Source organism: Thermococcus sp. JCM 11816 (assembly GCF_055396515.1).
Genome location: NZ_AP043741.1, coordinates 684009 through 697565, shown reverse-complemented (window position 1 = coordinate 697565; position 13557 = coordinate 684009). Strand labels below are relative to the sequence as shown.

Sequence of the window (13557 nt, the reverse complement as noted above, 5' to 3'; positions counted from 1 at the left end):
TCAACCACCCGAAAACAGCCTTAGCTCCTCGTCAATTCTATCGGCCAAAAAATCAACGGCCTCCCCAAAGCCTTCAACCTCTATGGAAACGTGGGTTTTTTCTCCTTCCCTTATGACGACCTTCAGCGTCGCTCTCCCCTTCCTTGTGTAGGCGTTGTAAACCTTAGCGAGAGCGTCGGAGTGGGAGTAGCTGGCATTCAGCTTTGAGAAAAGGTATTCCAGAAAGCGTTCGACGATCTTCTTGTCCTCACTGATTTCGTACTCGAGGGTCTTCCTCTTTGTCTCGATGGTCTTCTTCAGGGGCAGAATGGAGTACACTTTCACCTTTTCTTTTGGATTTCCCTCAACCTTGGAGAAAAGCTCCTCTAGGAACTCCTGGGGGGCCTCGGACTCAACGAGAAGCACTGTACCCCTGAGCTTTTTCAGGGGGATCCTGGTGGCCCACTTGTCTACGAGGTAGTCAACACGCTTCCTCTCCGCGTCGCTCTCGTAGCTCACCACTATGATGTATCCCATAGACACCACTTCACTCATTATTTGGCGTTCATCCTATATAAAGTTTTCTCCATTTTGGAGATAAATGTTATAAGCGTAATAGGAGATTTGCGGGAGTTTCCACTTAGGTGCCCCCTGAGATTATGGAAGTCGCCTTAATAATTGCCACATCTTGGGATAAATGTCTTTCGCTTTTCTCAATGATAATACGAGAACCGGCCGTTTTCTTTTGAAAGTCTTATGTCTCAAGGTTCTAGGAGAGTAGTTTTCTAGGGGTTATCTTTACTTAAATACTCAAAGCAGGTAATTATAGTTAAAACACACATATCCTCCAACATCGGTGCCATGGGAGACAAAACATGCAAAGTAAAAAAGTAAATGTTATAAAAGAGCACTTGGAGATAAATATATGTGCGAATAGTAGTTTGAGGTGTAATATTACTTTAACGAGGAGGGTCTTTCATGGATGGAAATGATAACATACTTCACATAACTCCTGTATCCAGTGTCATGTTCAGGGACAAGAATGGAAACATAAAACTCGTACGCGATGACATAGAACTCGCACTGGTAACTGTCGAGGCGTATAGGTTCTCCATAGGAAATCCAATGAAACGCAGGAGGATTGTAACTCTCATAGGTGCGGGCATTGCAGCGGCGGGTCTGGGTACTCTACCCATAGTGGGTAATCCATTAATAAGCGGGGGTCTTGTAGGCCTTGGGGCGGCAATCTCGGGTCTCGCGTATTTACTCATAAAACCCAAGCCCGTAAAAATCCTTGCAAAAATGCATGTGCCTATTTTGGTTGCACCCTATAGCAACGGTAGCATTATTGCTCTTCCCGAAAAATTCAAGTCGTTTAGCGGCAGTTCCTTAGATGTAAAAAAGGTCTTTGTATCGTTTCCTGTGGCAAATGTTGAAGGGGCAAAGAAAATAGCGGATGAGATTCCCATGGACAGTGAGTCTTTTAACGCTGAGATCATGGCAGTAGAGCTTATGAATAAAATCACTGAAATTATTACTCCTGCAAGGGGGGTCCCTTATTCAGTTATTGCATCCACGGATCCTGAGTTGGTCTCCATGGTATCGCTACTTTTGGATATTTCCAAGGAGGACAAACCATCCAACACTCTGAATTTTGAGGATCTTTCAAAAGTACTGGGTAGCATTAAGGGGATTGAGACCTCGACTGAAAAGGCCAGAACAGAGCTTGAGATTCTTGAAACGATTAAGAGCAAAACGGAGCTGGCGTTCGAGTTTTTTGAGGGAGAATTGGAGGGAGTATTGAAGAAAATCGACTGGTACTTCTCGGAGATTAGAAAAATCATAATGGACTCGCTCATTGGAAACGTGAACATTTATGCCATCCCAACAAAGGACGAACTTGAGAATCACGGGTACAAATATGTTACTCATAGATATCACATAAACCTCGACTCAAAGTACCCAAGAACGTCGCTAGTTGCGGTCTTCCAGAAGTACATAACGGAGATGGAGAAAGAGATACGAGATAAAGTTTCGGAGTACAATTTTGAAATGAAAAACGAAATTGATAGCATACAAAAAGAGACACAGAGACGCATAGATAATGTAAAAGAATACTATGGAAGAGAAATACGGAGAGCACAAAAAGAGCTTGGAAAGCTAAGGTCAAAAGCCCTAGAACAGGAGAGAAAGCTGGAAAACCTCGAAAGGGAACTTAGAAATATTGCCAATCAGATCAGGAGGCTAGAACGTGAGGCTGAGGAATACGAGGAAAAGGCTGACCAATCTCAGAGTGCCAGTGAAAGAAGGAGCTATTTAAGCCGGGCAAAAGAAGCCTGGAAGGCGGCCAACAAACTGAGAAACGACGCATCAAAACTTCAGGTTGAAATCTCCAGACTCGAGGCCAGCTATCAGGCAAATCTAGATAGGATATCGGAGCTTGAGGCAGAAATAGAAAACCTCCAGACTGAAATGGAGCATAAGATACTGGAACTCAAAACAAAAGCCGAATTCCAGATCGAGGAAACAAAAAGAAAGTACTCCGATAGGATCAGAGAAGTACGAAAAAAGGTTGATGAGCTCATCGAGATCAGAGATGATAATCTTGAAATCGTCGAAAGCTTCTATGAAACAGTCCTACGGAAGGAGCAGGAATACCAGGAAGCCCCTATTAAAAGCAGGCTTGAAAGACTACGCAGAACATATGGAAGTCTGGTTAACGCAATCATGAATCTAAAAACCCAATATCTGCAGTTTATCAGAACTGCCACTTCGCTCGTTATTCGGGATGTAAAAGTTGCCAGGCCTACGGTGCTCTACGTTCCCATTTGGGTAATCGTTTCAGAGAAGGGCGATAAAAAACTTATACCCTTCTCCAAACTGAATTCACGTAAGAAAGGAGAATTACTCACGCCAGCGTCAATAGTTCTGTCGGAAATTGCATCTCACGTTGAATCCGAGCTTCTAAAAGTTGCGGAGAACATAAACTCGAAAAGCCTCCTGGAAAAAGGAAAGAAAAACTTGGACATCTTGGTCAGGATGGGAATCATAACCAAAAAGGAGGCTGAGAAAATTAAAAAGGCCCTAGGGTGATCTGAAATGAAGGTGATTAGGGGTCTTCAGGAGGAAGGGATAGGTCCTGAGCGGGGAGAGCTCATAGATTTAGTTAGGGTCAAGCGCCCGGCTATCGTCATCGATTTCATTGTCGCGAAAAAAATTGAAGTCGATGATGGGACTCCCGATGAGAGGATCATCCTGTCCACGCTCTTTGGAAGAGACTACGTGGACATTGGGAGAGGGGTCTCCGTTGTGGGAAACGTCCAGAGTAATGGGACAATAATAATAAGAGACAACACGGAAGTCTTTGGGAACGTGGTTGGTAAAAAAGTTGAGATAGGTTCAAATGTCAACATCCTTGGAAACGTTATAGCGGAGTCCGATATCACTGTGGGTGAGGGATCAAAAATAGGCGGTTACGTTTCTTCTCTAAAGGGCATGGTCAAGCTCTCAAGGAATGTGGAGGTTTTTGATGTCTTTGGGGGCTCTGGAACGGTCCTTGGATCGGGCGTTAACATTGTGGACTATACAGTGTACTCCAAAGGCAGCACAGTGGTGGAGGATAAGGTGTACATCGCAAATTACGAAATAGACGCACCTGAGATTATCGAGTTGGGAGCTGGATTAAACCTTCTTCAGGTTCTCCCAACATCCAGGTACTCTCCTGAGGCTGCATTGAAATACTTGAGGGAGAATATAAGGTCGATAGTGGACATAAAAACTTATCTTAGAGAAAACAACATAAAGCCTGACGAAATAGAGGTCAAGATGAGAACCGCCCAGATGGAGAGCATTATCGAGTCGGCGATGAAGGTGGTTAGGGATCAGCTTCTCCAGAATATAACCTCCGTTGGGGGACACCAAATCAATCTCAGCAACGTTACTGGCCCCGTAACGATCACCATAGGGAACAACAACTCAGTTTCGGTTGGGAGTGCCAACGATAGTGGTGAAAACAAATATCGTGTAACTAATCTCGTCGAACTCTTCAATCATGCCAGAAAATCCATAACTGAGGGGGATCTTTACGAGGCTTACTCCTCACTTCAACCCATACTGGAAGCCTCCAAAAAGGAAGGCAACACTCCTCCCGAGCTTGAGGAGCTGATTAGAATGATAGAGACGAGACTTAAAGTCAGAGAAAGCGTTATATCAAGCGAAGAAACAAGAAAGACTTTTTTATCACTGCTTGACAGTGCGTACAAGAAGATGATGAAAGTTTGAGATTATTCCTGACTTTAATTTTAGTATTGAGCGTTTTGGACCAGAATCTTTGAGTTGTCTGTCAGGCATATCTACCACAAAGCAAGAGATGTAAAAGGCCATCATAGTACTCTCGTGGCATTCTCCACGCCCTTCTTTCTTCTCCGCGGTTTCACCTCATCCCTCGGCCTTCCAACGGGAATGAGGCCCACGAGGTAGTAGTTCTCATCCAGACCGGCGAGCTCTCTGACCTTCTCCTCGATCCCTCTGAAGTTCGTCACGCCGATGTACACCGTCCCGAGGCCGAGCGCCACTGCCTTAAGCATGAGGTTCTGGATGGCCATCGCCGCGCTCTCCACGCTCCAGATGAACTCGACCTCATCGAACTCCCGCCCCTTGAGGAAGCGAACCCTCCTGTCTATGAAGACCGCGATGTAGGCCGGCGCCCGGTACATTCCCTCCTCATAAATTCTCTTCATAAGCTTCTTAATCTTCTCCTCCGGCAAGTTCACTGCGCGGTAGTACTCTACCATGCCCTCTCCGATAAGGTCGTAGATTTCCTTCCGCGCTTCCTCGCTCTTGAATACAACGAAAAGCCAGTTCTCGAGTCCGCTGGCCGTGGGCGCCCTTATAGCGGCCTCTATGAGCGCCCTTATCTCATCGTCGCTTACTGGGTCATCTTTGAAGTACCTCACGGATGCACGCTTCATAATAGCTTCGTCGAGCTTCATTGTTCTTCCCCTAAGGAGAAATGGGTGGGGGGCTTATTTGTTTTTGCCTAAATTTTTCACTCTCATGAGACTCCTTTATGGGGTCGATTGGAATAAAAAGGTTATCTACACTAACTAAAATAGAGCCAAGAGAGCGACCTATAAGCGTTAATCCTCCAGTATCTTTGAGAGGATTTTGCTTTGGAAATCAAGGGGATTATATAACCCCTTTCTGCCTCAGAACACTCAAGTAGTCCTCATAGGTCAATGGACACTCAACGAAGTCTTGAAACATATCATCCTCTTCAAGATGCAGCTGTTTCTTTATTCTCCTTAAAAGGTCGTTCCCGAGCTCTTTCTTATCCCTACCTCTGCTGAACACCGTTATTACCCTGGTCTTCTTCCCTTCAACGTAAAGAATGTACTTCGTGTGCCTCCCACCCTCCTTTTTCTGGAAGCCCTTCTTTTCCAGTGCCCGCTGGACATCTCTTGCCTTCATGTCCCTAAACCTCCACGAGCTGAAGGAGAGCTTTTCTCAGTTCTTTGGCGCTCTCGTCGAGAATTTCTTCGTCTTCCAAGACGTATTCCTCGATCAGGGCTTCGAAAACTTTCTCGGCATCATGAAGGGCATCGTTCAGCGTGGGGCCGCATCCGTAAACTTCAAGCTCCCTGTTCTCGACACACCAGGTTCCAGCCTCTCTCTCCACGTTCAGCGTGAGGGGTTTTCTAAGCTTATAACCCCCAAACTCGCCCCTTATCTCAATGACTCTGGGAATGAAATGGATTAGCTTCTTGGGATTCTGAAGTTCAAGCTTTATCTCCTTCAGTTCTCTCTCGATCTCCTCTATTTTCTTGAGGAAGTAGGTGTAATCTACGGCCTCAGCCATCCATAAACCTCCTTGCTCTCTGAATGGATATCGTCCTAAAAACATTAAAACATTTTGGAATCATCCCTGATACTTCAACCACTTGAAAGCCGTTGCTTTTAGCCCGCTTTCTACGAATTGGAGGGGGTGTATACAAAATGTTTATATGTTTGTACTACAAATTTTTCCCTGGGTGAATTACGTGGGAAGCGTTGTTAGTGTCCGCGTCCCGCCAGATGTCAAGCGGGAAATGGACGAGTTAAAAGGCGAGATCAACTGGAGCGAGGAGATTCGGGAGTTCATAAAGAAGAAAATCAAAGAGTACAGAAAGAAAAAAGCCCTTCAGGAGGTTGTTTCCTACATCCAAACCCTTCCAGAGGCTCCAAAGGGGACGGCACAAAAGCTCGTGAGGGATGACCGTGATAGTCATTGACTCCTCAGCATTCTCAAAGTTTCTTCTAAAGGAGGAGGGCTGGGAGAACGTGATTCCTTACTTGGAGCCAGACCTTGAGCCTCACGCCGTTGACATGCTGGCCCTTGAGACTGCGAACGTGATATGGAAGTACGCCAGAAAGTACGGGTTGATAACAGAGGAGCAGGCTTTTGGGCTCTACGAAGGCATGATGAAGCTCGTAAGGGAGGAAGTGATAATCCTGGAGTCTAGCGGAAAATACCTGGGGGAAGCGTTGGAAATCGCGATGAGATACGACATTCCTATTTACGACAGCCTTTTCATAGCCCAAGCAAAAAGCCTCAGGGCGAAACTCGCCACGAGTGATAAAAGGCAAGCTGAAGTCGCAAAGGTACTTGGACTGGAAGCTGTCTATATTGGCTGATTAGAAATGTGGAAGAGATTGTGCCTTGTATGGATTTATGTATTTCTTTTTATCCCAAAGGTTTAATAGCTCCATTTCTGAACTCCCTAAGGTGAAAGACATGTACGGATGGCGCGGAAGGCTTGGTCTTATAGTTCCATCATCCAACACGACGATGGAGATGGAGCTTCATAATTACCTGCCTGAGGGTGTTTCACTTCACACATCGAGGATGCCCTTGAGGAACGTCACGGAAGAGGAGCTCGTCAAGATGAGCTCCCTCGCCGTGGAGAGCGCGAAGCTGTTAAGGGATGCAGACGTTGAGCTCATCCTATACGGGTGCACGAGCGGCTCGTTCATCGGCGGAAAGGACTACGAGAAGGAGCTTGAAGCGAAGATAGAGGATGAAGTCAAGGTTCCAGTCATAAGCACGAGCACCGCGGTGATCGAGGCGCTTAAAATCCTCGATGCGCAGTCAATACTCGTCATAACCCCCTACACCGACGAGATAAACGCCAGAGAAAAGGAGTTCCTGGAGGCCAACGAGTTTGAGGTTCTGGACATCAGAGGTCTCGGCATAGAGGACAACCTAAAAATCGGCAGGCTTGAGCCCTACGAGGCATACCGCCTGGCTAAGGCGAGCTTCATAGACGAGGCCGATGCAATCTTCATCAGCTGCACCAACTGGAGAACCTTCGAAATAATTGAGGCCCTTGAGGAAGACCTCGGCGTCCCAGTTGTGACCAGCAACCAGGCATCCCTCTGGCTCGCCCTGAGAGAGATGGACATCATGGAGAAGATTCCAGAGCTGGGAAGGCTTTTCACGGAGTACTGACTTTTCCATTTCTCCCCATACTTCCCGAAATCCTTTTAAGACCTACCACCATTTCAACAACGTTAGTCACTGAGGGTGATACACATGGTCAGGGAGCTCCTGGAGAAGGCAAGGGGACTTTCGATGTTCACAGCTTACAACACAAACGTTGACGCGATAGTTTATCTGAACGGCGAGACAGTCCAGAGGCTAATAGACGAGTTCGGCGCCGAAGCCGTGAAGAGAAGGATGGAAGAGTATCCGAGGGAGATAAACGAGCCCCTGGACTTCGTTGCTAGGCTCGTCCACGCACTTAAGACAGGAAAACCGATGGCAGTGCCCCTCGTAAACGAGGAGCTCCAGGCGTGGTTTGATTCTCACTTTAAGTACGACGTTGAGAGGATGGGCGGCCAGGCGGGAATTATAGCCAACCTTCTGGCCAACCTCGACTTCAGGGAGGTTCTCGTCTATACTCCCCACCTGGCCAAGAGGCAGGCCGAGATGTTTGTTAAGAAGCCAAACCTTTTCTACCCCGTCGTTGAGGGTGGAAAGCTGGTTCTTAAGCACCCGTGGGAGGCCTACCGCGAGAACGACCCTGTTAAGGTAAACAGAATTTTTGAGTTCAGGGCCGGGACGACTTTCAGGCTCGGAAACGAGACGATAACCGTCCCCTTCTCGGGCAGGTTCATTGTTTCGGCCCGCTTCGAGAGCATAAGGATATACACTGAGCCCGAGCTGAAGCCATTCCTCCCCGAGATCGGCCAGCGCGTTGACGGTGCGATTCTGTCGGGCTATCAGGGTATAAAGCTCCGCTATTCGGACGGGAAAGACGCCAACTACTACCTCAGGGAAGCGAAAAAGGACATACTCCTGCTCAAGCGCGAGAAGGACGTCAAAGTTCACCTTGAGTTCGCATCGATTCAAAACCGCGAGCTGAGAAAGAAGGTAATATACAATCTCTTCCCGCTCGTGGACAGCGTTGGAATGGACGAGGCAGAGATAGCATACGTCCTCAGCGCTTTGGGCTACGACAAGCTTGCGGAGAGGATATTCACTTACAACCGCATTGAGGACACGGTCCTTGGAGGAAAGATACTCATCGATGAGATGAACCTAGAGCTCCTCCAGATACACACGATATACTACATCATGTACATCGCCCACGCCAACAACCCGCTGAGCGAGGCGGAGCTCAGACAGAGCCTTGAGCTTGCGACAACTCTCGCCGCTTCGAGGGCTTCTCTTGGCGACATAGCGTCCCCAGACCAGATAAGCGTTGGAATGAACGTTCCTTACAACGAGCGTGGTGAATACGTAAAGCTCCGCTTCGAAGAGGCCAAGAGGAGGCTGAGGACGAAGGAGTACAAGCTCGTCATCATTCCGACGAGGCTCGTTCAGAACCCTGTCTCAACCGTTGGCCTCGGCGACACAATCTCAACAGGAGCGTTCACGAGCTACCTGGCGATGCTTAAGGAAAAAGGTGAGCTCTGATTTTCTTTTCAGGTTTTTGTTTGTTCGTTTAGGCTTCTAGCCCGCGGAGGAGGGCCATTTGCTTGGGATCCCATGCCATTGGATCTGTTACCAGATAAACCCGTCCGCTGGTTAGTATGGCATAATCCCTAACAAGATGGAGGAACTTGAGGACACTCTCAAAACCATTGTAAACGGTAAGGTATTCAAGGCAGTCGATTATCACGGGCACGTCTGGGTTGTGTTTGAGGTGCTCGACTATTCCTTCAAGGATTCTGTGCAGTTCCCTCGGCCCAAAATAGCCCTTAACCGAGCTAACGGGTATCAGCTTCCATCTTCTTGGGACCTCTGTGCCCGCCCTGCCTATTATCACGGCCCTCTTTTCAGGGATATCCCTAATCGATTGGACTATCCTGAAGTGGTACTTTTCTCCGGGGGAAGACGCGTCCTCATTCGAGAGCAATGCTCTGTGTTTAAACACACTGAACATCCCTATCCCCTATCACAGTCTTTGCGGCGGGCTTTAAATCCCTTTTTTGTAAGTACCTGTGTAGGTGTCCCTCAGACAAGACCGATGTCGTCACCGTTCGGCCGGTTGATCCGTCATCATCGGACGGCATATACCTAAGGGTGTGGGTTTATAGACTTTCTGTTAATAAGATGGAAGAAAGAGACATCAGAACAGCTCTTCGAGCTTCACGTCGATCTTGTCGGGGTTGAACGGAAGGACGTGTCTGGTTGTCTTCGGTGAATAAACCTCACCGCGCTTGACGAGCTCCATGACTTCCTCCTTCGTCGGGGCCTTCCTGATGAATACGTAGTCTATCTCACCTTTGGCCATGTCCTCTCTCGCGTCCTCTTTGAGGCCGTAGTAAATGAGCTCTATCTTCCCCTCAACGCTCATCTCGTCGAGAACCTTGCTGACCTTCTTCTGCTCCTCAAGGCCACCAGGAATGGCGAAGCTCTTCTCGCCGACGAGGGCAAAGGCTATCTCGCCCCTCTCGGCCTTCTCTTCAGCCTCCGGATCCTCGATGATCTCAAGGCCTTCCTTCTTGAGCCTCTCAACCACCTCGTTGAGGTCGCCCTTGAAGGCCGGGTACCATGTGTAGACCTTGACGTCGTCACTGAAGTAGTCGAGGATAACCGAGGGAGCCCTCTTCGCGCCGAGCTTCTGGAGGCCGGCCCAGCGGTGGTGGCCGTCAACGATGAGGTACATGTCCTCACCGGGAACCTTCGCGAGGAGCATCGGCTTCCAGAAGATTCCGGAGCCAGTGACGCTCTCAATAAAAGCTTCAAGCTCCTTCTGAACGAGCTGTTCGTGGGGCTTCATCTTGTCCAGCTCGATAAAAACGTAGTCAACCTTCTTGGTCGGTATGTCGTACTTCGGAACCTTCTCAACTCCCATTTTGAACCCTCCGTAATCTTAAACCTGCAGACGGGAATCGAAACGAGGGGATAAAAGGCTTTCCATCGAGAACATGGGGAAATTTACGGCCATTGGTGAACACTTCAGCTCATCCTAGCAAAGGTTAAAACACCAAACGTACAAAGCGGAGGTGATGAGGAACGTTGCTGATTTGCCCCTCCACGGCGGGCACGTCCCTCAATGGCTCGCACGAAGAATGGGGAAGCTAACAAGGCTAGTTCTCAAGCTCGCTGTTGAAGAGTACGGAACAAGAGGTCTCCTCGAGAGGCTCTCCGATCCAGTGTGGTTTCAAGCCTTCAACAACGTCATCGGTATGGACTGGGACTCCTCCGGTTCGACGACGGTAACTGCGGGAATGATAAAAGAAGCCCTCTGGAAGGAGGAACTCGGAGTTAAAGTGGCTGGGGGAAAGGGGAAGAAAAGCAGGGCAACACCGGAGGAGCTGAAGAGGATAGCCTCTCTTTACGACCTTGATCCAGAGCCATACGTGAGGACTTCCCGTCTGGTGGCCAAGGTCGACACCGTTGCCCTCCAAACGGGCTACCAGCTCTATCACCACGTCTTCCTCCTCGACGAGGAGGGCAACTGGGCGGTCATCCAGCAGGGAATGAACAAGAGGGAGAGAATGGCAAGGCGCTTCCACTGGTTCAACAGCGAAACCTTCACCCTCAACCCCCATAAGGCCATCGCCGGTCTGGAGAAGGAGTTCGCACTTAACACCGTCTCAAGGGAGGCGAAGGAGTACCAGAAGACGCTCCTCGACGTTGTTCAGGAGAGTCCCATGAAAATCGAGAGAGAGCTTGAAAGCCTGAAGGCAATAGCGAATGGCTACCGTCCGCTCGTCTACTACAGGCCGAGGGAGCCGTGGGAGAAGGACGTTATAAAGCGCTACGAGAGCCTTGGAAAGTTTGAGCTTAACAAGAGAGCCCTTGAATTTGCAAGGGAGCTGAGCATCAGCAACTATGAGGAGTTTCTGCTTTTGAAGGGTCTCGGGCCGAGCACTTTAAGGGCGCTCTCGCTGGTTCTTGAGCTCGTCTACGACGTCCATCCGAGCTGGAAGGATCCGGTAACCCATCCACCTGATCCGTTCAAGTTCACCTACGCTGTCGGTGGCAAAGATAAGATTCCATTTCCAATAGACAAGCCCGCCTACGACGAGCTGATTTCATTCCTCGAGGAGCTCGTGTCAAAGCATCCCAAAGAAAAGGCCCTTGTGAGGAACGTGACGAAGATAACGAAGAACTGGAAGTTCCCGAAGTGGGAGAAGAGACCTACCTAGCCCGCAGACAAACCATAGCTCCCTGCGGCACCTCCAGCTCCCTCGCTATCGGCCTGCACTTCGCCTTGAGCAGGTAGAAGACCCTTTCATCGTTTATCTCGCTCAGGGTTTCAAAGTTGCCCTGACCCTTAGCGATTATCACGTCGACTTTCTCAAAGATTGCCCTGAACTCATCCGAAACTCTATCAAAAGGAACCCCCACGATCCTCGTGCCCGTTGAGACAACCCTTCCAAGCATCTCAAAGCCAGCATTCTGTAGATCTTCAACGGTTGCGTCGTTTATTATTGGACCTTCCTTACCCGCTATGTAGATTTCAAGGCGCGGGAAGGCCTCCTTAAGCTTTTTCAGGAACAGCCTGTCAAAGTAAATCTCCCCGCAGTTGTCGGTTAGATAGAGAAGGGTCTTTGCGCTTTTGAGGACCTTGAAAAGCTCTTCCGAATGGTCGATGTAGAGCTCCTCCCCGAGCATCTCCCTAACGTCCTCCTCTATTTTCTCTGGAGAGTAGCCGACCGCGAAGTCTATCACGTTCCCAATGATGGCGAGCTTTAGGGCCGTTCTGAGGTCTATCTCCTCCTTTTCAAGATCACTAACTACTCTCTCCGCGAGCCTGTTGGAGAGCTCCTTGTACTCTCTAAACGGGTCGTCATTGCCTATAACCCTATAAACCCCGAGGAAGACCTCGCTCCCGAAGATTGCTGGAATAGAGTCTTCACTGATGGTTGCCATCAGCCTGGCCGCCTCGACCACGCCCTTCTTTCTGAGTTCGAGGTCATCGGTCCCCATCTCGACTATCCTCTGGCACTGGTTGGCGGCGCAGGCAAAGCACTCGTAGTGGATCTTCATTTTCCCACCCCCCGCATTTTGTCCAGGAGGATTAAATTTTTTGTGTATATCGGAACTGTCATCCCTACTGGGAAAGAGCCTCTTTCGGGAAAAGCTTCCCAGAGAAACCCATTTTTATTCACTCGTTATCCATGAGTTTGCTTTGTAATCGACGTCCGAAGTGTGTCAAGGTAAGAGAAACTACTTTCCAATTGAGCAATTGCAAGGAATTCATCAACTTTTTAACTCGTGATACGTGGAATCCTTGTAGATTGGGTTTCTCCTTTTTTAACGCCCGAAGGGCGTTATACTACGAATAAACCCTCTAAAACCGCTAATTGGGCATTGAGAATCATTGAAAAGCAAGATGCTCAAAAGGACATTCCCTCTTTGATGAAACTTTGCCCTTCAAGCTTTTGGAAAAAGCTTGACCAAAAGGGTTCCCTTCTCCTCGAGCTTGCCTGTTAGGGAAGTATATGCTCCTATAGAAGGCAAGCTCGCACGGGTTTAACTCCAAGATTTCCTCGCTAATTGAGATTTTAACTTCCTTTTTTAGTGTCCTTTGGACACTATACGGTGAGAAAATCCCGTAAGTTTGGCAGATTGGCGAGTAAACCCGCTTAAAAGCTAGCTTGTTAGAATTGCATACTTTTCTTCCGCCAGCGCTGAAACTTTGCGAGCAAAGTTTCATCAAAGTTTGTGGTTCTTGATTAGAGGGCTGTTTTGATTAGGATTTTCTTTTTGAATACTGTCATGGTTGTGAATTCTATTTTTAATTTGCCCGATCTGTGTGAGTTTGCTTTTTAATCGACGCCCGTAGGGCGTCAAGGGGAAGAAACTCCTTTTTACAGGTCGAAACTTAGGGGATTCACTAAATTGTGGCTAATTTATCATGAAAATCCTCTTAGAAGAGCAATTTTAGAAGGAACCACGAGCCTTGATCAAACTTCGCGCAGGAGAAGTTTGTATTGCTGGCGGGCCCGGCGGGATTCGAACCCGCGACCTCCGGCTTAGAAGGCCGCTCTCTGAATGAATTGTGGGCCTCTGAAAGGGCCAATTTTACAGAATGGCTCTCTGGCGAAGTTAGCGAAGAAACAAGGAAAGACTACGTTAGA

At 48.4% G+C, this 13557-nt stretch carries 14 protein-coding genes; 7 read left to right on the top strand and 7 right to left on the bottom strand.

Annotated elements, in window-relative coordinates; genetic code table 11:
• Positions 1 to 534, bottom strand: a complete 534-nt coding sequence (locus ACZ5TN_RS03885; RefSeq protein ID WP_464917212.1) for a hypothetical protein — start codon at positions 532 to 534, stop codon at positions 1 to 3.
• Positions 535 to 957: 423 nt separating this feature from the next.
• On the opposite strand from ACZ5TN_RS03885, the gene ACZ5TN_RS03880 reads away from it, so the two are divergent.
• Both ACZ5TN_RS03880 and ACZ5TN_RS03875 read left to right on the top strand, forming a co-directional pair.
• Positions 958 to 3072 (top strand): hypothetical protein, encoded by a 2115-nt coding sequence (locus tag ACZ5TN_RS03880; RefSeq protein ID WP_464917211.1) that lies wholly within the window; start codon positions 958 to 960, stop codon positions 3070 to 3072.
• Positions 3073 to 3078: 6 nt separating this feature from the next.
• Positions 3079 to 4260 carry a hypothetical protein gene (locus ACZ5TN_RS03875; RefSeq protein WP_464917210.1) on the top strand — a complete coding sequence of 394 codons (1182 nt, stop codon included), beginning with the start codon at positions 3079 to 3081 and terminating at the stop codon, positions 4258 to 4260.
• A 101-nt stretch (positions 4261 to 4361) separates the two neighbouring features.
• Here ACZ5TN_RS03875 and ACZ5TN_RS03870 read toward each other — a convergent pair whose 3' ends face one another.
• The 3 genes from ACZ5TN_RS03870 to ACZ5TN_RS03860 all read right to left on the bottom strand — a co-directional run bounded on the left by ACZ5TN_RS03870 (position 4362) and on the right by ACZ5TN_RS03860 (position 5836).
• A complete protein-coding gene (locus ACZ5TN_RS03870) occupies positions 4362 to 4970 on the bottom strand; it encodes a nitroreductase family protein (RefSeq protein ID WP_464917209.1) in 609 nt (202 codons plus the stop codon).
• 196 nt (positions 4971 to 5166) lie between these two features.
• Positions 5167 to 5448, bottom strand: coding sequence for a type II toxin-antitoxin system HicA family toxin (locus ACZ5TN_RS03865; protein WP_011249326.1), 282 nt, complete (start codon positions 5446 to 5448; stop codon positions 5167 to 5169).
• Positions 5449 to 5452: 4 nt separating this feature from the next.
• Positions 5453 to 5836, bottom strand: a complete 384-nt coding sequence (locus tag ACZ5TN_RS03860; protein WP_011249327.1) for a hypothetical protein — start codon at positions 5834 to 5836, stop codon at positions 5453 to 5455.
• A 181-nt stretch (positions 5837 to 6017) separates the two neighbouring features.
• Here ACZ5TN_RS03860 and vapB point away from each other — a divergent pair, with 181 nt between their 5' ends.
• The 4 genes from vapB to pfkC all read left to right on the top strand — a co-directional run bounded on the left by vapB (position 6018) and on the right by pfkC (position 8935).
• Positions 6018 to 6248 carry a type II toxin-antitoxin system VapB family antitoxin gene (gene vapB, locus ACZ5TN_RS03855; protein ID WP_011249328.1) on the top strand — a complete coding sequence of 77 codons (231 nt, stop codon included), beginning with the start codon at positions 6018 to 6020 and terminating at the stop codon, positions 6246 to 6248.
• On the top strand, positions 6235 to 6651 hold the full coding sequence (locus tag ACZ5TN_RS03850; protein ID WP_011249329.1) for a type II toxin-antitoxin system VapC family toxin: 417 nt from the start codon (positions 6235 to 6237) through the stop codon (positions 6649 to 6651). The genes vapB and ACZ5TN_RS03850 overlap by 14 nt, the downstream gene beginning before the upstream one ends.
• A gap of 100 nt (positions 6652 to 6751) precedes the next feature.
• The gene (locus tag ACZ5TN_RS03845; RefSeq protein ID WP_011249330.1) at positions 6752 to 7465 is read left to right on the top strand and encodes a maleate cis-trans isomerase family protein; all 714 of its coding nucleotides are present in this window, start codon (positions 6752 to 6754) and stop codon (positions 7463 to 7465) included.
• An 84-nt stretch (positions 7466 to 7549) separates the two neighbouring features.
• Entirely contained in the window at positions 7550 to 8935 is a 1386-nt protein-coding gene (gene pfkC, locus ACZ5TN_RS03840; protein WP_011249331.1) for an ADP-specific phosphofructokinase, read from the top strand.
• 28 nt (positions 8936 to 8963) lie between these two features.
• Here the strand turns inward: pfkC and ACZ5TN_RS03835 are convergent, their stop codons facing one another.
• Both ACZ5TN_RS03835 and serK read right to left on the bottom strand, forming a co-directional pair.
• Positions 8964 to 9404: a DUF835 domain-containing protein gene (locus ACZ5TN_RS03835; protein WP_464917208.1), complete on the bottom strand. Its 441-nt coding sequence runs from the start codon at positions 9402 to 9404 to the stop codon at positions 8964 to 8966.
• Between the two features lie 186 nt (positions 9405 to 9590).
• On the bottom strand, positions 9591 to 10319 hold the full coding sequence (serK, locus tag ACZ5TN_RS03830) for an L-serine kinase SerK (protein ID WP_464917207.1): 729 nt from the start codon (positions 10317 to 10319) through the stop codon (positions 9591 to 9593).
• A gap of 154 nt (positions 10320 to 10473) precedes the next feature.
• Here serK and ACZ5TN_RS03825 point away from each other — a divergent pair, with 154 nt between their 5' ends.
• Complete coding sequence (locus ACZ5TN_RS03825; protein ID WP_464917206.1) at positions 10474 to 11619, top strand: DUF763 domain-containing protein; 1146 nt, start codon at positions 10474 to 10476, stop codon at positions 11617 to 11619.
• On the opposite strand, the gene ACZ5TN_RS03820 is transcribed toward ACZ5TN_RS03825, so the two are convergent.
• On the bottom strand, positions 11612 to 12463 hold the full coding sequence (locus tag ACZ5TN_RS03820; RefSeq protein WP_464917205.1) for a damage-control phosphatase: 852 nt from the start codon (positions 12461 to 12463) through the stop codon (positions 11612 to 11614). The genes ACZ5TN_RS03825 and ACZ5TN_RS03820 overlap by 8 nt on opposite strands.
• Positions 12464 to 13557 lie beyond the last annotated feature (1094 nt).